The 18,025-nt window shown below is 57.6% G+C and carries 17 protein-coding genes and 1 riboswitch; of the genes, 5 read left to right on the top strand and 12 right to left on the bottom strand.

Translation table 11 applies throughout. From position 1 onward, the window contains the following. Positions 1 to 87: 87 nt before the first annotated feature. From FHW04_RS17360 to metG, 3 genes are all read right to left on the bottom strand, one after another. Positions 88 to 780, bottom strand: coding sequence for a CidB/LrgB family autolysis modulator (locus FHW04_RS17360; RefSeq protein ID WP_031377135.1), 693 nt, complete (start codon positions 778 to 780; stop codon positions 88 to 90). Further along, the gene (locus FHW04_RS17355; protein WP_031377136.1) at positions 773 to 1,165 is read right to left on the bottom strand and encodes a CidA/LrgA family protein; all 393 of its coding nucleotides are present in this window, start codon (positions 1,163 to 1,165) and stop codon (positions 773 to 775) included. Before FHW04_RS17355 ends, FHW04_RS17360 begins: the two co-directional genes overlap by 8 nt. A gap of 228 nt (positions 1,166 to 1,393) precedes the next feature. Then, positions 1,394 to 3,427: a methionine--tRNA ligase gene (metG, locus tag FHW04_RS17350; RefSeq protein ID WP_031377137.1), complete on the bottom strand. Its 2,034-nt coding sequence runs from the start codon at positions 3,425 to 3,427 to the stop codon at positions 1,394 to 1,396. A gap of 177 nt (positions 3,428 to 3,604) precedes the next feature. Here metG and apbC point away from each other — a divergent pair, with 177 nt between their 5' ends. Next, a complete protein-coding gene (gene apbC / locus FHW04_RS17345; protein ID WP_089561723.1) occupies positions 3,605 to 4,717 on the top strand; it encodes an iron-sulfur cluster carrier protein ApbC in 1,113 nt (370 codons plus the stop codon). On the opposite strand, the gene FHW04_RS17340 is transcribed toward apbC, so the two are convergent. Then, positions 4,714 to 5,169 carry a GNAT family N-acetyltransferase gene (locus FHW04_RS17340; protein ID WP_031377138.1) on the bottom strand — a complete coding sequence of 152 codons (456 nt, stop codon included), beginning with the start codon at positions 5,167 to 5,169 and terminating at the stop codon, positions 4,714 to 4,716. The genes apbC and FHW04_RS17340 overlap by 4 nt on opposite strands. A gap of 237 nt (positions 5,170 to 5,406) precedes the next feature. Between FHW04_RS17340 and ahpC the strand changes: the two genes are divergently transcribed. Together ahpC and ahpF are read left to right on the top strand one after the other, a co-directional pair. Next, complete coding sequence (ahpC, locus tag FHW04_RS17335; protein ID WP_010617942.1) at positions 5,407 to 5,970, top strand: alkyl hydroperoxide reductase subunit C; 564 nt, start codon at positions 5,407 to 5,409, stop codon at positions 5,968 to 5,970. Positions 5,971 to 6,041: 71 nt separating this feature from the next. Beyond that, positions 6,042 to 7,610 (top strand): alkyl hydroperoxide reductase subunit F, encoded by a 1,569-nt coding sequence (ahpF, locus tag FHW04_RS17330; protein WP_031377139.1) that lies wholly within the window; start codon positions 6,042 to 6,044, stop codon positions 7,608 to 7,610. A 52-nt stretch (positions 7,611 to 7,662) separates the two neighbouring features. Here ahpF and FHW04_RS17325 read toward each other — a convergent pair whose 3' ends face one another. Further along, positions 7,663 to 8,622 (bottom strand): AEC family transporter, encoded by a 960-nt coding sequence (locus tag FHW04_RS17325; protein ID WP_089561724.1) that lies wholly within the window; start codon positions 8,620 to 8,622, stop codon positions 7,663 to 7,665. Between the two features lie 98 nt (positions 8,623 to 8,720). Further along, the gene (locus FHW04_RS17320; RefSeq protein WP_089561725.1) at positions 8,721 to 8,918 is read right to left on the bottom strand and encodes a hypothetical protein; all 198 of its coding nucleotides are present in this window, start codon (positions 8,916 to 8,918) and stop codon (positions 8,721 to 8,723) included. A 322-nt stretch (positions 8,919 to 9,240) separates the two neighbouring features. After that, a riboswitch (TPP riboswitch) is annotated at positions 9,241 to 9,341 on the top strand. A 34-nt stretch (positions 9,342 to 9,375) separates the two neighbouring features. On the opposite strand from FHW04_RS17320, the gene thiM reads away from it, so the two are divergent. Both thiM and thiD read left to right on the top strand, forming a co-directional pair. Then, positions 9,376 to 10,173: a hydroxyethylthiazole kinase gene (thiM, locus tag FHW04_RS17315; protein WP_089561768.1), complete on the top strand. Its 798-nt coding sequence runs from the start codon at positions 9,376 to 9,378 to the stop codon at positions 10,171 to 10,173. Continuing rightward, positions 10,160 to 10,960, top strand: coding sequence for a bifunctional hydroxymethylpyrimidine kinase/phosphomethylpyrimidine kinase (gene thiD, locus FHW04_RS17310; RefSeq protein WP_089561726.1), 801 nt, complete (start codon positions 10,160 to 10,162; stop codon positions 10,958 to 10,960). Before thiM ends, thiD begins: the two co-directional genes overlap by 14 nt. Before the next feature lie 51 nt (positions 10,961 to 11,011). On the opposite strand, the gene FHW04_RS17305 is transcribed toward thiD, so the two are convergent. The 6 genes from FHW04_RS17305 to yegS form a co-directional block, all read right to left on the bottom strand. Continuing rightward, positions 11,012 to 11,698: a GntR family transcriptional regulator gene (locus FHW04_RS17305; protein ID WP_031377179.1), complete on the bottom strand. Its 687-nt coding sequence runs from the start codon at positions 11,696 to 11,698 to the stop codon at positions 11,012 to 11,014. Positions 11,699 to 11,798: 100 nt separating this feature from the next. Continuing rightward, positions 11,799 to 13,262: a mannitol dehydrogenase family protein gene (locus FHW04_RS17300; protein ID WP_089561727.1), complete on the bottom strand. Its 1,464-nt coding sequence runs from the start codon at positions 13,260 to 13,262 to the stop codon at positions 11,799 to 11,801. Between the two features lie 67 nt (positions 13,263 to 13,329). Beyond that, a complete protein-coding gene (locus FHW04_RS17295; RefSeq protein WP_031377177.1) occupies positions 13,330 to 14,613 on the bottom strand; it encodes an MFS transporter in 1,284 nt (427 codons plus the stop codon). An 80-nt stretch (positions 14,614 to 14,693) separates the two neighbouring features. Then, positions 14,694 to 15,704, bottom strand: a complete 1,011-nt coding sequence (locus FHW04_RS17290; protein WP_089561728.1) for a Zn-dependent oxidoreductase — start codon at positions 15,702 to 15,704, stop codon at positions 14,694 to 14,696. 10 nt (positions 15,705 to 15,714) lie between these two features. Continuing rightward, positions 15,715 to 16,929: a D-mannonate dehydratase ManD gene (manD, locus tag FHW04_RS17285; RefSeq protein ID WP_031377175.1), complete on the bottom strand. Its 1,215-nt coding sequence runs from the start codon at positions 16,927 to 16,929 to the stop codon at positions 15,715 to 15,717. A gap of 146 nt (positions 16,930 to 17,075) precedes the next feature. Further along, positions 17,076 to 17,975, bottom strand: a complete 900-nt coding sequence (gene yegS, locus FHW04_RS17280) for a lipid kinase YegS (protein ID WP_089561729.1) — start codon at positions 17,973 to 17,975, stop codon at positions 17,076 to 17,078. Between the last annotated feature and the right edge of the window lie 50 nt (positions 17,976 to 18,025).

Below are 18,025 nucleotides of genomic sequence, written 5' to 3'. Positions count from 1 at the left end.
CAGTCACCGGTTTATATGTGATCCCCGTCGCTCTGACAATGCAACCTGCGTTGCATGTTTCAACTTTGCGAGATCTATCGCAAAGTTTTAGCCAAACCAGTGCAGCAGTAGCGGAAAAATAAACGGTGCCAGCAAAGAAGTAATGATGCCGCAAATCACCAGCGCCAGTGAACTGAACGCCCCTTCCTGATAATCGACTTCAGCCGCCCGGGCGGTTCCGAGGGCATGGGAGGCGTTACCGATGGCCAGACCGCGCGCCGCTTTCGATTTGACGCCCAGCAGGTTCAGCAGCATATGCCCAAACACCGCCCCCAGCACGCCGGCGATCAGTACACAGATGGCGCTGATCGCCGGGATGCCGTGCAGCGATCCGGAGACCGCCATTGCGATGGGCGTGGTGACTGATTTGGGAATAATGGTGGCGGCAATTTCTGGCGTGGCGCCCAGCCACAGGGCGATAGCGGTGCCCGATATCATGGCGGTCAGGCTCCCGATAAAGCAGACCCCAATGATCGACTTCCAGCGGGCGCGAATCTGATGCATCTGCTCGTACAGCGGCAGCGCCAGGGCGACCACCGCCGGTTGCAGCAGCTGGTTAAGAATCTGACTGCCGGCAAAGTAGCGCGAGTAGGGCAACTGCAGCAGCAGCAGGATCGGGATGATAATCGCCATCGCCACCAGCAGTGGATTGAGCAGCGAGATTTTCAGGGTCAGCGCCAGCTTGCGCGCCAGAAAGAACGCCGCCAGGGTCAGCGGCAGAGACCACCAGATATCACTCATCGTTTGGCTCCCGGAGCGGACGACGGCTGTGCAACTGGTGGGCGCTGACGCCGACCACCGCCAGCACCACAAAGGTACTGACGACGCAGGAGATGACGATCGGACCAAACTGGGCGCTGAGAATATCGGTATGGCTCATGACGCCAACGCTAATTGGCACAAACAGCAGCGCCATATAGCGGATGATCAGATGGCAGCCCGGTTTCACCCAGTTGACCGGCAGGATTTGCGACGCCAGCAGGGCAAACAGAATCAGCATCCCGAGAATACTGCCAGGAATAGTGATCGGCAGCAGCGAGGCGATGCCGTTGCCACTGTATAAGCAGAGATAAATGATGATAAAGGCACGAAGGTAGCGCCCGCAGACAGACAGCACGGTGAGCATGACAGGCTCCTGTTTTCACTGTTGTTCATCATACGCATTAACCGCTTAGCGTGCTAGCGATCACATAAAAGCCCGACAGACCGATTCCCGGATCAGCAGGTTTAGCGGGACATCAGCAAAGCAGGGGGAAGCGGCGCGGGGGAAAACGTGACGGCTGAAATCGCAGAGATAAAGCAGAATCTCCCCTTACACCGGCAACCTGGCGTAAGGGGAGTGAAGCGTGAGGGATTATTTAACCGGCATGCCCGGTACCGCACCGCTGTCTACCGACAGTACAAACAGATCTTTACCGCCCGGTCCCGCCGACAGCACCATCCCTTCGGAGATGCCAAAACGCATTTTACGCGGTGCCAGGTTAGCAACGATGATGGTCATCTTGCCGACCAGCACGGACGGATCGGGATAGGCCGCACGAATGCCGGAGAAGATCTGACGCTTCTCGCCACCCAGGTCGAGTTGCAGACGCAACAGCTTGTCTGAGCCATCGACCAGCTCCGCCTGCTCAATCAGCGCTACCCGCATATCGACTTTGGCGAAATCGTCGATGGTAATGGTGTCACCAACCGGCGCATCCGCCAGCGGACCGCTAACCGCCGGGGCGCTGGCCGCTGCGGCATCCTCTTTCGACGCCTCAATCAGGCCTTCGACCTTCGCCATTTCAATCCGGCTGTAGAGCGCTTTAAACGGCGCAACCTGATGATCCAGCAGCGGCTGTGGAATCGCATCCCAGCTCAGTTCGCAGTTAAGGAAGCCTTCTGCGCGCGCGCTCAGCGACGGCAGCACCGGCTTCAGCCAGGTCATCAGCACGCGGAACAGGTTAATCCCCATTGAGCAGATTGCCTGCAGATCGGCGTCACGGCCTTCCTGCTTCGCGACTACCCATGGTGCCTGCTCATCAACGTAGCGGTTTGCCAGGTCGGCCAGCGCCATAATTTCACGGATTGCGCGGCTGTATTCGCGGCTCGCCCAGGCTTCACCGATCTTCTCTGACGCATCAACAAAGGTCTGATAGAGCGCCGGATCGGCCAGTTCAGCCGCCAGCTTGCCGTCAAAGCGTTTGGTGATAAAGCCGGCGTTACGTGATGCCAGGTTAACCACTTTATTGACGATGTCAGCGTTGACGCGCTGAACGAAATCTTCCAGGTTCAGGTCGATGTCGTCGATGCGCGAAGAGAGTTTTGCCGCGTAATAGTAACGCAGGCTGTCAGCGTCCAGATGCTGCAGCCAGGTGCTGGCTTTAATAAAGGTGCCGCGTGATTTCGACATCTTGGCACCATTGACCGTCACATAACCGTGGACAAACAGGTTGTTCGGTTTGCGGAAGTCGCTGCCTTCCAGCATCGCCGGCCAGAACAGGCTGTGGAAGTAGACGATATCTTTACCGATAAAGTGATACAGCTCGGTGGTGGAATCTTTACGCCAGAATTCGTCGAAGTCGATATCGCCACGCTTGTCGCACAGGTTCTTGAACGAGCCCATATAGCCAATAGGCGCATCCAGCCAGACGTAAAAATATTTGCCTGGCGCATCCGGGATTTCAAAACCGAAATAGGGCGCGTCACGTGAGATATCCCACTGCTGCAGGCCTGATTCGAACCACTCCTGCATCTTGTTAGCGACCTGATCCTGCAACGCACCGGAACGGGTCCAGGCCTGCAGCATGGCGCTGAACGATGGCAGATCAAAGAAGAAGTGTTCCGAGTCGCGCAGCACTGGCGTCGCACCGGAGACCACCGACTTCGGATCAATCAGTTCGGTCGGGCTGTACGTCGCGCCGCAGACTTCACAGTTATCACCGTACTGATCGGCAGACTTACATTTCGGGCAGGTGCCTTTAACAAAACGGTCCGGCAGGAACATCCCTTTTTCCGGATCGTAGAGCTGAGAAATAGTGCGGTTCTTAATAAAACCGTTCTCTTTCAGGCGACCGTAAATCAGCGCCGACAGCTGGCGGTTCTCATCACCGTGGGTCGAGTGATAGTTGTCATAGCTGACGTTGAAACCGGCAAAATCGGCTTCATGCTCTTGTTTCATTTCAGCAATCATCTGCTCTGGCGCAATGCCCAGCTGCTGTGCTTTCAGCATAATCGGCGTGCCGTGCGCGTCATCAGCGCAGATGAAGTAAACCTGATTGCCACGCATTCGCTGGTAACGCACCCAAATGTCTGCCTGGATATGCTCGAGCATATGGCCGAGATGGATTGATCCGTTCGCGTAAGGCAGCGCGCAGGTTACCAGAATTTTTTTAGCGACTTGAGTCATAGTTTGCGTAGCTTTCTGTTGATTGAAAAAACGGGCTTAGATGGTAACCGAAGGCTCCGCTGGCGTAAACACAAGGGATTCGCCACCGGCAGTCGCCGCGAAACAGTGGCCATCTGATATCATTGAAAATACATCGCTGAAGCACAGCGTAAGAACAGCATAAAAAAGGAGTGGGGGATGACAGTACAATCCCGGGAACCGCATACGCCTGAAGCCCTGCGCGCCATCGTGGTCGGCGTACTGAGAGGCTTTGAGCATCCGACGCTGCAACAGAATCTCACTGCGCTGAAAGCGTTGCATCACGTGGCACAGCTGGACGGTAAGCTGCATATCGAACTGATCATGCCGTTCGTCTGGGCCAGCGCCTTTGAAGAACTGAAAGCGCAGACCAGCGCTGAGCTGCTGCGCCTGACCGGCACGCGCGCGATTGACTGGCGTTTAAGCCATGATATCGCCACCCTGAAGCGGGTGAAAAACCAGCCTGGCGTTAACGGCGTGAAAAATATTATCGCCGTCAGCTCCGGTAAAGGCGGCGTGGGCAAATCCAGTACCGCCGTCAATATGGCGCTGGCGCTGGCCGCAGAGGGCGCGCGCGTCGGCATCCTCGACGCCGATATCTATGGCCCGTCGGTGCCCAACATGCTGGGCACCGAACATGAACGTCCTACCTCGCCCGATGGGACCCATATGGCACCGATTATGGCGCACGGGCTGGCCACTAACTCGATTGGCTATCTGGTGACTGACGATAACGCCATGGTGTGGCGCGGGCCGATGGCCAGCAAAGCGCTGATGCAACTGCTGAACGAGACGATGTGGCCGGAGCTGGATTATCTGGTGCTGGATATGCCGCCGGGCACCGGCGATATCCAGCTGACGCTGGCGCAGAATGTTCCGGTGACCGGCGCGCTGGTGGTCACCACGCCGCAGGATATTGCGCTGATCGACGCCCGCAAAGGCATCGTGATGTTTGAAAAAGTCAGCGTGCCGGTGCTGGGCGTAGTCGAGAACATGAGCCTGCACATCTGCAGCCAGTGCGGCTTCCACGAACCGATTTTCGGCACTGGCGGGGCGCAAAAGCTGGTGGCTGATTACCACACGCAGCTGCTGGCCCAGTTGCCGTTGCACATTAACCTGCGTGAAGATCTGGATGCGGGCCAGCCGACGGTAATCCGCCGGCCGGACAGTGAATTCACCGCGCTCTACCGCCAGCTTGCCGGACGGGTCGCCGCCCAGCTTTACTGGCAGGGCGAGGTCATTCCTGGCGACATCGCCTTCCGCGCACTTTAAGCCCGACCCGACCCGCTGGTGTATTCAGACGCCAGCGGGTAGTGCATCAGCACATAGCCTCCCTGTTCCCCTTCGCCCTGCGCAATCATCTTCCAGCCATGCTTCAGATAAAATGCCTGCGCCGCTTTGTTCATCGTCAGACATTTCAGCGCGCCGGTCGAGGTGAAGCGCGCCTGAACCGCTTCCAGCAAGGCACTGCCTGCACCGCGGCCCTGCCAGTCGGGGTCGACATACAGGCTATGCAGGAAATTATCATTCTCCAGCAGGCCGGCAAATCCGACGCGCTGCCCGTCACAGTCGGCTACCAGTACGGTTTCACCGAGGATAACGCCATCAAAATCTTCCAGCTGCCAGTCGCTGCCATCCAGCCAGCGCCAGTTATGCCGCCGCGCCGCCAGAAACAGTGTACGCAAAAAAGGCCGATCGGCTTCAGTAAACGGACGAATCTCCACAAGTCAGCTCCCTTTATCTCTGGTCTTACAAAGCTAGCAGCGATTGGCCGAAAAGATTTGAAAAGTATAAAGCGGGTTAATTGTCCCGACATTCCCTGTACACTGCCTCGCGGGCCAGAGAGCATCCCGCTTTCCGCGTTTGATAGCTTTCGTTTATTTGATTGATAACGACTGCATATTAGATGTTGGCCCGAAAATTCTGTAACGTACATCACATAATTCAACGGAGGCCATCAGATGTCTATTATCAATACCAAAATCAAGCCGTTCAAAAACGCAGCATTCAAAAACGGCGAGTTCATCGACGTAACCGAGAAAGACGTTGAAGGTAAATGGAGTGTGTTCTTCTTCTACCCGGCTGACTTCACTTTCGTTTGCCCGACCGAACTGGGCGACGTGGCCGATCACTACGAAGAGTTCCAGAAACTGGGCGTAGATATCTACTCCGTTTCAACTGACACCCACTTTACCCACAAAGCCTGGCACGGTTCTTCAGACACCATCGCCAAGATCCAGTACGCAATGATCGGCGACCCGACTGGCGCGCTGACCCGTAACTTCGAAATCATGCGTGAAGCGGAAGGCCTGGCTGACCGTGGTACTTTCATCGTTGACCCGGAAGGTATCATCCAGGCGATCGAAATCACTGCTGAAGGTATCGGCCGTGACGCCTCTGACCTGCTGCGTAAAGTGAAAGCGGCACAGTACGTTGCTTCTCACCCAGGCGAAGTGTGCCCGGCGAAATGGAAAGAAGGTGATGCAACACTGGCTCCATCTCTGGACCTGGTTGGCAAAATCTAATCCCGCTTCGGCCTTTCGATCTTTCTCTCATCGGGTGCCACGGCACCCGATTTTTTGACCAGGATATCACTATGCTCGACACAAATTTGAAGACGCAACTCAAGGCCTACCTTGAGAAATTAACCAAACCTGTTGAGTTGATTGCCACTCTGGACGAGGGTGCCAAATCAACCGAGATCCGTGAGCTGTTGGTCGACATCGCAGGCTTGTCTGATAAAGTCAGCTTCCGCGAAGAGAACGATCGTCAGGTCCGCAAGCCGTCGTTTTTAATCACTAACCCAGGCTCGAACAGCGGTCCGCGTTTTGCCGGTTCGCCACTGGGTCACGAATTTACCTCACTGGTGCTGGCGCTGTTGCAGACCGGTGGGCATCCGTCAAAAGAAGCGCAAAGCCTGCTGGATCAGGTTGCCGCGCTGGATGGCGATTTCCATTTCGAAACCTACTATTCGCTGTCATGCCATAACTGCCCTGACGTGGTACAGGCGCTGAACCTGATGGCGGTGCTGAATCCACGCATCAGCCACACCGCGATTGACGGTGGCCTGTTCCAGAATGAAATTCAGGAACGCAACGTGATGGGCGTGCCGGCGGTTTACCTCAACGGTAAAGAGTTTGGTCAGGGCCGCATGAGCCTGGCGGAAATCGTCAGCAAAGTTGACACTAACGCCGATAAACGTGCCGCAGAAGAGCTGAACAAGCGTGACGCATACGACGTGCTGATTATCGGTAGCGGCCCGGCGGGCGCAGCAGCAGCCATCTATTCTGCCCGTAAAGGCATTCGCACCGGTCTGATGGGCGAGCGTTTTGGCGGTCAGGTGCTGGACACCGTTGATATCGAAAACTATATTTCTGTGCCGAAAACCGAAGGGGCAAAACTGGCGGGCTCACTGCGCGCTCACGTCGATGATTACAATGTCGATGTGATTGAGAGCCAGAGCGCGATCAAGCTGATCCCGGCGGCTGCTGTGGGTGGCCTGCATGCGGTTGAAACTGCCTCCGGCGCGGTACTGAAGTCACGCAGCATCATCCTGGCAACTGGCGCACGCTGGCGTAACATGGGTGTGCCGGGCGAAGAAGAGTACCGCACCAAAGGCGTCACCTACTGCCCACACTGTGATGGCCCGCTGTTTAAAGGCAAGCGCACCGCAGTGATCGGCGGCGGTAACTCCGGCGTTGAAGCGGCGATTGACCTGGCCGGTATCGTTGAACATGTGACGCTGCTGGAGTTTGCCGGTGAAATGCGCGCTGATCAGGTGCTGCAGGATAAACTGCGCAGCCTGAAAAACGTGGATGTCATCCTGAATGCCCAGACCACCGAAGTGAAAGGTGACGGCAGCAAGGTAACCGGTCTGCAGTATATCGACCGTACCAGCCAGACTACACACGAACTGGCGCTGTCCGGCATTTTCGTTCAGATCGGTCTGCTGCCTAACACCCCATGGCTGGAAGGCGCGGTTGAGCGCAACAAAATGGGCGAAATCATCATTGATGCCAAGTGCGAAACCAGCCTGAAAGGCGTGTTCGCGGCGGGTGACTGCACCACGGTTCCGTACAAGCAGATCATCATCGCCAGCGGCGAGGGTGCGAAAGCCTCACTGAGCGCCTTTGATTACCTGATTCGTACTAAAGCGGCTGAATAAGTTTTGCGATAGCCACGCAACAGCCCCTCGACTGATGTTGAGGGGCTTTTTTTTAATATCCCGCCAGTGTCATCAGCATCATCCACAGCGGCGTCGTCACCGCAGCAAACAGCGTCGAAAACAGCATGCTGGCGGCAGCCGGGCCGGTAATCACATTAAACTTCTGCGACATCAGGTAGACGTTGACCCCGACCGCCATCGATCCCAGCAGCACCACCACTTTACTCTCCAGCGGCGGCAGGCCGGTCAGCCAGGCGATGGCCCACACCGTCATCGGTTGCAGCACCAGCTTGAGCAGGCAGAGGGTATAACTCTCTTTCAGTCCTTCCCGCACCCGGTAATGGGCGAGGCTCATGCCAAGGGTAACCAGCGACAGCGGGGCGGCGATCGATCCCAGCATCCGCAGCGGTTCAGCAGCCAGCAGCGGCAGCGGACGCTGCAAAAAACTCCAGCCGGTACCGCTGAGAATGCCAATAATCAGCGGGTTCTTCAGCACGCCGATCGCGGTGCGCCCCAGCCCCTGCAGCGAAAAGCTGCCCTGTTTCGCCCACTCAACCGAGACCGTCAGCAGGGTCCAGAGGATCAGGCTGTTAAACACCAGTACCAGCGCCACCGAGGGCAGGGACGCGGGCCCCAGCAGTACCGTCGCCACCGGAATGCCGAGCATCACGTTGTTGGAAAAGATGCCGCCCAGCGCGAAGACCGAGCCAGCAACGCCATCCAGCTTAAACAGCTTTTTGGCCACTATCCGGCCGACGATAAACACCAGCAGGCAGCTGCCAAAGAAGGCCAGCAGCAGCAGCGCATCAACCGGCGGGCTTTGATAAAAATGGCTCATCACGCCAAACAGCATGCAGGGCAGCGCGACGTTGAACACGAAGCGGTTCATCCCTTCGCTGATGCTGGCAGGCCATTTACCCAGTCGCGTCAGGCCGTAGCCCAGCAGGATCAGAATAAACAGCGGTGCGGACAGATAGATTTGATGGCTTAAGCTTTCAAACAACAGTGGCATAGAGAGAGTCTGGTCAGACGATGATTAATTACCAGACTAACAAATTGCTAACTAACTGTTAACTTTAACGGTGTCTGAACCGCTCGCCGTCAGGACAGTTATCCCAGCCAGCGGCGCGCATGTTGATCGCTGATATCCCGGTAATAGACACGATGAATTATTTTGCCGCAGCGCAGACAGCGGGCGGAAATATAGGTGGAAAGATAATGTCTGCCATTTGGCGCGATAGCACCGTGACGTTCGATAGTAATGTCCTGCCATCGATGGCGGTGAGGAATAAGCGCTGACAATCGCATCATACATCCTGAATAGTATGAAGTTCCGCTCCTGGAGTAGTTTAACTCCATGAAATGAGGTGTTTTTTTCGGCGATGCTGTAAGCAGGCTTATTATTATGGCTGGCTACCGTTTAAGGGTGGAAACCGATGCCGCGATCGGCAGCACCTGATCTCTGGCTTAAATGGCTACCTCGAAAGGGGTAGTTTTATGGCCCGCAGCATTAAGCCTGTTTTTGCTGCGGCGAGAATTGATCAGGATCATGTGAAGTGTCACCAGCGCGAGGATGGCTGACGCAGCTCTGGCTTGCTTTCGCGACGCCACCTCCTTATGCTGCAGGCTGTAACACGACTCGGGGTGCCGCTTTCCGTCAGGAAAGGGCTGAGAAAAACCCGCTGACCTGAACTGGATAATGCCAGCGTAGGGAAGTCTGATGCCTGACCGCATTCGCCTTCTTATTCGCCGGTTGGGAGCTATGATGACAGATCAATCTCAACGCCTTTCTGCTGCGCAATTCGCGCCCATTCTGCACCGTTTCCGCCGTCAGTCACCGCTGGTGCACTGCATGACTAACGACGTGGTACAAAACTTCACCGCCAATGTGCTGCTGTCGCTCAACGCTTCACCGGCGATGGTGATTGATGCGGAGGAAGCCGCGCAGTTCAGCGGCTTTGCCGATGCCTTACTGATTAACGTCGGGACGCTGACCGCTGAGCGCCAGCAGGCGATGCAGGCGGCGGTCACGGCCGCCAGGCAGGCGGGAACGCCCTGGACACTGGACCCGGTGGCGGTCGGAGCGCTGACGCTGCGCACCACCTTCTGCCAGCGGCTGCTGAGCCAGCAGCCAGCGGTGATCCGCGGTAACGCCTCAGAGATCCTGGCGCTGGCGCAACAGGCCAGCGGCGGACGCGGAGTGGATAGCCTGCATCAGGCGGATGCAGCGCTGGAGGCCGCCCGGCAGCTGGCCCGCGACTATCAGACGCTGGTGATTGTGACCGGCGAAGTAGACTACGCCACCGACGGTCAGCGCACCTTTGCCATTCGCGGCGGCAGCCCGTTAATGACGCGGGTGGTCGGTACCGGCTGTGCGCTGTCGGCGGTGGTGGCTGGCTTCAGCAGTCTGAGCGGCGATCGGCTGCTCAACGTCGCCAGTGCCTGTCAGGTGATGGCGCGGGCCGGTGAACAGGCGGCGGCAAGCTCAGCCGGCCCCGGCAGTTTTGCCACGGCGTTTCTTGATGCGCTCTGGACGCTGGAGGTGGACCATGAAACGCATTAATGCACTGACCATCGCCGGGACCGATCCCAGCGGCGGGGCAGGGATCCAGGCCGATCTGAAAACCTTTTCCGCGCTGGGCGCGTATGGCACCAGCGTGATCACCGCGCTGGTGGCGCAAAATACCCATGGCGTCCAGTCGGTCTACCGAATCGATGCTGACTTTGTGGCCGCCCAGCTTGATTCGGTGCTGGACGATGTGCGTATCGACAGCGCGAAAATTGGCATGTTGTCGGAAACCGCCATCGTCGGGCAGGTTGCGGCACGGCTGAGACGTAGCGCAATTCCTTTCGTGGTGCTGGATACGGTGATGGTGGCGAAAAGCGGCGATCCGCTGTTATCCGCCGATGCGATTGTCAGCGTCCGCGAACTGCTGTTACCACAGGTGTCGCTGATTACGCCGAATCTGCCGGAAGCAGCAGCGTTGCTGGGGTGCGCGGTGGCGGAGAGCGAAGCGCAGATGCGGGCGCAGGGCGAGGCGTTGCTGGCGGCGGGATGTCAGGCGGTATTGATCAAGGGCGGTCACCTGACGGCTGATAACAGCCCGGACTGGCTGATCACCCCTTCGGGCCAGCAGCGGTTCAGCACGCCGCGGGTTAATACCCGTCATACTCACGGCACCGGCTGCACGCTGTCAGCGGCGCTGGCGGCTTTGCGTCCGCGTCACGCCGACTGGGCTGATACGATCACCGAAGCGAAAGCCTGGCTGCAGCAGGCGTTGTTACAGGCGGATTCACTGGAGGTCGGTACGGGAATCGGGCCGGTGCACCATTTTCATCAGTGGTGGTAGCGGTGGATGTGCCATCCCGCGCTGAGGCGGCGGGACGGCACCGTTGCCGGGTCAGGGTGCTTCAAACCATGCGCTGTTGCGCTCGGCAATAGGGGTAATTGAGAAAATCATCTCCTGCAAATGACGGCGCATCGCGGCTTCGGCGGCGTCTGCGTCGTGATGTTTCAACGCTGCAAAAATCTCCTCATGCTGCTGAATCAGGCTTTCCGGCGGTGAAACCTCACTCAGGGTCAGAAAACGAACCCGGTCCATCGCCGCTTTAATGTTCTCGACGGTTTCCCACGCCAGCTTGCAATCAATACTTTCGGCAATCAGCCGGTGAAACTCATCATCCAGGCTGAGAAACGCCTGGCTGTCATGCCGCTCAGCCGCCATGCGTTGCAGCTGCAGGTTGTGTTCCAGCATCATCAGCGCCGGGTCGCCAATCTCCAGCGCCGCACGGCGCACCACGGAAACCTCCACCGCTTCACGGATGAAGCGGCCGTCCGCCACCCGTTTGGCGGAAATTTTACGCACAAAGGTGCCGCGTTGCGGCAATACCTGTACCAGTCCGGCTTCGGCCAGCTTGATGAACGCTTCGCGCACCGGCTGGCGTGAGACGTTAAAACGCGCAGAGACCTCTTTTTCCGACAGCAGCGAACCCGGCTGAATCACACAGGTCACGATATCTTTGCGCAAAAACCGGTAAATCTGCTGATTCACCGGTTCGCTGGTGGTAATGGTATAGGCGATCGACATGCAGCAATATCCATATTACGGCTGGCTGGTGCCAGCCCGAAGGGAAAGGGTCAGTCTAATCAGCACGCTGCGTCTGCGCCAGTGCTTTGTCATCATCGCATCAGGCGCGCGTCATGTACTGCTGCACCGTCGCACGCGCACCCTGGGTAGTCAGCTGCTGATAACAGGCGGTCAGCCGGGCGACCAGATCGGCGTTGTCTGCCAGATCGTGGCCGAAGATCTGGCGCAGGCCGAGTAGCGCACGCACGCGCGCTTCACCTTCTTCGCAGCTGGCCACGCATTCTGCCAGCGTCGTCTTCAGCGGATCGCGAACCTCAATCGGCTGACCCTGTTCGTCGGTCCCCCCGACATAGCGCATCCAGCCAGCCACGCCGAGCAGCAGCAGTTCACAGCGGCTGTTATTACTCAGATGCCAGCGCAGACTGTCCAGCAGGCGCTGCGGTAATTTTTGCGATCCGTCAGTGGCGATTTGCCAGGTACGATGTTTGATGGCGCGGTTTTCGTAGCGGGCGATCAGCGAATCGGCATAGGCTTCAAGGTCCACGCCCTGAGTGCGTAAGGTGGGTGCCTGCTCATCGACCATCAGTGAACGGGCAGCGGCGCGGAAGTGCGGATCGGCCATGCAATCGCTGATGTGCTGATAGCCGGCAAGGTAGCCAAGGTAGGCGAGAAACGAGTGGCTGCCATTCAGCATGCGCAGTTTCATCTCTTCATACGGCAATACGTCGCTGACCAGTTCTGCTCCCGCCTTTTCCCACGCCGGACGACCGCTGACAAAATTATCTTCGATGACCCACTGAAAGAACGGTTCCGCTTCAACCGCTACCGGGTCACGGGAGCCGAGCCGCCCGGCCAGCGCGTCAAACGCCGCCTCCGTCATCGCCGGCACAATCCGGTCAACCATGGTTGAGGGAAAGGTCACCTGCTGCTGAATATACTCCGCCAGCGCCGCATCCTGCCGTTGTGCCAGCTGCACAATCACGTTGCGGGTGACGTGGCCGTTCTCCGGCATGTTATCGCACGACATCACGCTGAAGGGCGGCAGGCCGAGCTGCCGACGGCGATTAATGGCGGCCAGAATCAGGCCTGGCAACGAACGCGGCGTCTGCGGATTGTCGAGGTCATGCACGATATCGGGATGATCCGGGTTCAGATTGCCGCTGGCTGGCTGATGGCAATAGCCTTTCTCGGTCACGGTCATCGAAACAATTGCCACCTCGGGCTGACACATGGCGTTGATCACCGCCTCAATGCCGTCGCCTTTGCCGTGCAGCGCCGCAGTAATCACGCCGATCACCCGGGTCTGCAGCGAATCATTCGCCATTTCGGTCAGGGTATAGAGCAACTGCTGTTCACGCAGCGCCTGAATCAGTTCGCCGCTGTTGAGGTTAACTTCGCAGTAACCCCAGTCACTGCCGTGTTCGGCGGCCAGCTTATCGCTGCACAGCGCCTGATGCGCGCGGTGAAAGGCACCAAAGCCGATATGTACCATACGGGTTTTAAGCTGGGCCCGGTCATAGGCAGGGCGCTGGATCTCAGCGGGCAGGCGATCGATCTGTAACATAGTCCGTCCTTATGGCAAACGGGGCGCGAGGCGCCCCGAAATCAGTGATCATGTTGCGTGATGAGGATTACACCGAAACTGGCTTATCCTGGGTCTTCGGGCTGCGGATCACAAACAGCACCAGGAAGGCACCCAGCGCAGCGACAGCGCCGGCCAGCACAAAGGCGCTGTCAAACTTACCGGTATGCTGGACGATAAAGCCGGTCACAATCGGTCCGATGATGCCGGAAAGGCTGCCGACCAGGTGGATAAAGCCGCTGATGCTGCCGACACGACTCTTGTGCACCACATCCTGAATAATCGCCCAGTAGATCGCGCCGGTAATGTAGAGGAAGAAGATCGATACCGACATCATCATCACCGCAGGAACCACCTCTTTTATCGTACCTGCCAGCGCCACACAAATTGCCGCCGCCAGCAGTGAGACCACCAGCACAATTTTACGTGACAACAACAGTTTGCCGGTGATGTTGAAGATTTTATCGGAGATCCAGCCGCCCAGCGCCAGGCCGACGAAACCCACAATCCACGGGATCATGGTGGTAATGCTCATCGACTTAATATCCAGACCATGGGCCTGCACCAGATAGGCCGGGAACCAGCTCAGGAAGAAGAACAGGATGTAGTTGTAGCAGAAGAAGGCAAAGGCGGTCACCAGGATGATTGGCTGACGCAGGTAGTAGCCAAACGGATGGGCAGTTTCTGACAGATCGGCTTCATCGTTAGGGTTAGCCGCTTTCAGGCGTTCAATTAAGAGACGTTCCTCTTCGCTGACCCGTTTGCTTTTCGCCGGGTTGTCCGCGGCAAAGAACAGCCAGAAGGTCATCCACACCAGACCGATGCAGCAGACGATGATGAAGGCCGGACGCCAGCCGTACGCCAGCGCCAGATAACCGATGATCGGACCGGCAACCGCGCCACCCAGTGGCGAACCGGCGCTGAGTAAGCCCATCGCGGTGGCTGCCTGTTTTTTGGGAAACCAGCCGTTGATCGCTTTATTCGCCGAGGCGCAGATCGGGCCTTCAGCCATGCCGAACAGCACGCGCAGGATCAGCAGCGACCAGAAACCGGTCGCCAGCGCAGTCATGCCGCAGAAGATAGACCAGGCACCTACCGCGACGGCCAGCACGATTTTCGGGCCAAACCGGTCAGTGGCGAGACCGCCGACGAAGTTAAACAGCGCGTAACCGAAGAAGAAGCTGCCAAAGATCATGCCGAACTGCTCAGCATTGATTGCCAGATCTTTTTCCACCAGCGGCACCGTCAGTGACAGGGCAACACGATCGAGGTAATTGATCATGTAAACCAGGAACAACAGCAAAACGAGGGTCCAGCGCAGATTCTTGAACATAAAAACTCCGTGATCTGTTTTCTCTTTGTAATAAGCCGGCGGGTACGCACCGGCTGAGGACACCTGGTGTTCAGTGGGCATTAACCCATTTGAAGGATCACTTTGCAGCAGGTGCGCGGATCTTTTTCGAACAGCGTCATGGCGCGTTCAATCTCCTGCAACGGGAAATAGTGGGTGACCAGCTTCTCTGGCTGGATTAACCCTTTTTCCATCCAGTCAATCACCTGCGGAAAGCGGTGGCTGTTGAGACGTGAGGTAAACAGCGACAACTCTTTACTGGTGAGACTTTGCTGGGTAATGCTGCAGGGTTCGCCGGAAAAGCCCAGCAGACCGATGCGCGCCGCCGGAGAGGCGAGGGCGGCCGCTTCTGCCAGAATGGTGGGATGGCAGGCCGCGTCGATAATCAGCGTCGGCTGAATGCCTTCCAGCTGCGCCGCCAGCGGGATCTCGCTGTTGTTAAACAGCCGATCGGCACCGTTCTGCTGCGCCAGCTCCAGCCGTTCCGGCAGACGATCCACCACCATCACCTCTCTGACGTTGTAAACGCCCTTCAGTACCTGGATGGCGGTCAGTCCCATCGGACCGGCCCCGTAAATCAGCGCCACATCCTGCGGTTGCGGCTGCAGGAAAGCGGTGATGTTAGCCGCGATGGTGAACGGCTCGACCAGGCTGGCCAGCCGGTCGGGGATCGCATCCGGCAGATGATAAGCGTTGCTGGCCGGCGCCAGCGCATATTCGCTAAAGCCGCCGTCGCGATGCACGCCAATCACCTGCAGTGAGGTACAGACGTTGGGGCGACCCACCGAGCAGGGGTAGCAGTGACCGCAGCTGACCACCGGATCGACCGCCACGCGCTCGCCCAGCCGGGCCGGATCGACGCCTTCACCCAGCGCATCAATCACGCCGAAAAACTCATGACCAATCACCCGCGGATATTTAGCGAACGGGTTGTGGCCGTGCCAGATATGCACATCAGAACCGCAGATGCTGGCATAGGCCACTTTGACCCGGACTTCACCGGCCGTCGGTTGCGGCAGAGGACGTTCAGCCAGCATCAGCTCGCCCGGTTGTTCAATCACCACACTTTTCATCAGGCTCTCCTTACCAGTTCCACAGCGTACCGTCTTCCAGACGGGCCACCGGCAGATAGGCGGGTTCATAGGGATATTTCGCAGCCAGCTTCTCGTTGAACTCAATGCCCAGACCCGGTTTATCGCCAGGATGCATGTAGCCCTGATCGAAGGTCCAGTTCGCCTCGAACAGCTCCATCATCTGCTCAGAGAAGCCCATGTACTCCTGCACACCGAAGTTCGGTACCCAGAGATCGAAGTGCAGCGCCGCCGCCATGCAGATTGGCGAGAGATCGGACGGACCGTGTGAACCGGTGCGCACCTGGTAAAGTGAGGCGAAATCTGCGATGCGGCGCATGCCGGTAATGCCGCCCGCATGGGTGATGGTGGTGCGGATATAGTCAATCAGCTGCTCTTCAATCAGCTGCTTACAGTCCCAGATGCTGTTAAACACTTCACCGACCGCAATTGGCGTCACGGTGTGCTGACGGATCAGGCGGAAGCACTCCTGGTTCTCAGCCGGCGTCGGATCTTCCATCCAGAACAGGCGATAATCTTCCACGCTCTTACCGAAACGCGCCGCTTCAATCGGCGTCAGGCGATGGTGCATGTCGTGCAGCAGATGTTCATCGAAGCCAAATTTGTCGCGGATCGCTGCGAACAGTTTTGGCGTGAAATCGAGGTATTTCTCGGTGGACCAGAGCTGCTCTTCCGGCCAGTTGCCTTTGGTCGCCGGCTCGTAGGCCAGACCTTTGCCTTTGGCCATGCCGTAGGTGGTTTTCATGCCTGGCACGCCGCACTGGGCGCGAATCGCCTTGAATCCCAGCTCTTTGTGCTTCGCGTAGTCGTCCATCACTTCATCAATCGAATGACCGGTGGTGTGGCAATAGACCATAACGCCGGTGCGCGATGCGCCGCCCAGCAGCTGGTAAACCGGCATGTTGGCGGCTTTGCCTTTGATATCCCACAGCGCCATATCCACCGCCGAAATGGCTGACATGGTGACCGGACCGCGACGCCAGTAAGCGCCTTTATAGAAGTACTGCCAGATATCTTCGATTTGATGCGCATCGCGGCCAATCAGCTGCGGGCAAACGTGATCTTTCAGGTAGGAGGCGACCGGTAATTCGCGGCCATTCAGCGTGGCATCACCAATCCCGGTCAGGCCCTGATCGGTGGTGATTTTGACGGTGACAAAGTTTCTGCCTGCGCAGGTAACAAATACTTCAGCGTTAACAATTTTCATCCTGGTAGCCTTCAGTCAGTATTCAATGATGAAAAAATACGCGCTTTAATACTACCATACAAGTTGGCCGGGCAGAGTTGTGAAGGCAATCACAAAGCATTTACATTTGCCCAAAAAAAGGGGCTTTCCGCCCCCTTGTCTGCGTATCAGGCCAGCAGAGGACACTGCGGCGGCAGGCGACAGCTCAGCGCGCCCGCCAGCACTTCAATCACGAACTCGCGCCCGGACAGCGGTTCGCCATCAAGGTTAAAGGTCATTTCATGCGGCGAACGGATGGTCAGCGACTCCAGCTGGGTCGTGACGATACCCGGATTGTCATCATCACCAGTCAGCGAATGCAGCAGGGTAGGCAGCAACTCCTGCGCGGTAACGATGCTGACATCCAGCCGGCCATCATTGATCAGCGCCGACGGACAGAGGCGCTGTCCGCCGCCCGCCTGACGGCCATTGCCGATACCGATCACCAGCGCATCGCCCTGCCACTGAAAGTCAGGTCCGCTGATTTCACAGGTATCGGGCTTCAGGGTATCCATCCGCATCAGACCGTGAATAAAGTAGGAAACGCCACCGAGGGCGGACTTGAGCTTTTCCGGCGTTTCAGTGGTGATACGGGTGCCAAAACCGCCGGTCGCCATATTAATGAAGTAGTGAGTCTGATTAACCCGTGCCAGATCGATGGTGCTGGCTTTGCCCTGGATCGCCAGCCGCAGCGCCGGTTCCATCTCTTCGGGAATGCCGACGCTGGTGGCGAAATCGTTGGCGGTGCCGAGCGGCAGAATGCCCAGTACCGGACGATGGTCTGCCTCAGACGCCGCCAGCGCGGTGGCGATTTCATTGATGGTGCCGTCACCGCCGCCCGCGACCACGGTCTCTGCCTGCAGCGCAATCGCCTCTTTGACGTAGCGGTCGCCGTCCCCTTTTTCAAAGGTCACGCGCACTGCGATATCAAAGCCTTCTTCACGCAGCGAGCCGATCGCGGCACGCAGATCGCCATTGCCTGCGCCTTTTCCATTCAGGATCAGCAGCGTAAGCGATTTTTTATCCATTATCTGTTCCTTGAAGATCACCAGAGTGAGAGGGGGGTTATAACACAGCT

Origin of the sequence: Pantoea sp. AN62 (assembly GCF_050432985.1) — a bacterium.
Lineage (GTDB): Bacteria > Pseudomonadota > Gammaproteobacteria > Enterobacterales > Enterobacteriaceae > Pantoea > Pantoea brenneri.
The sequence above is the reverse complement of the archived record's forward strand: the minus strand, read 5'-3'. Positions and strand labels throughout refer to the sequence as shown.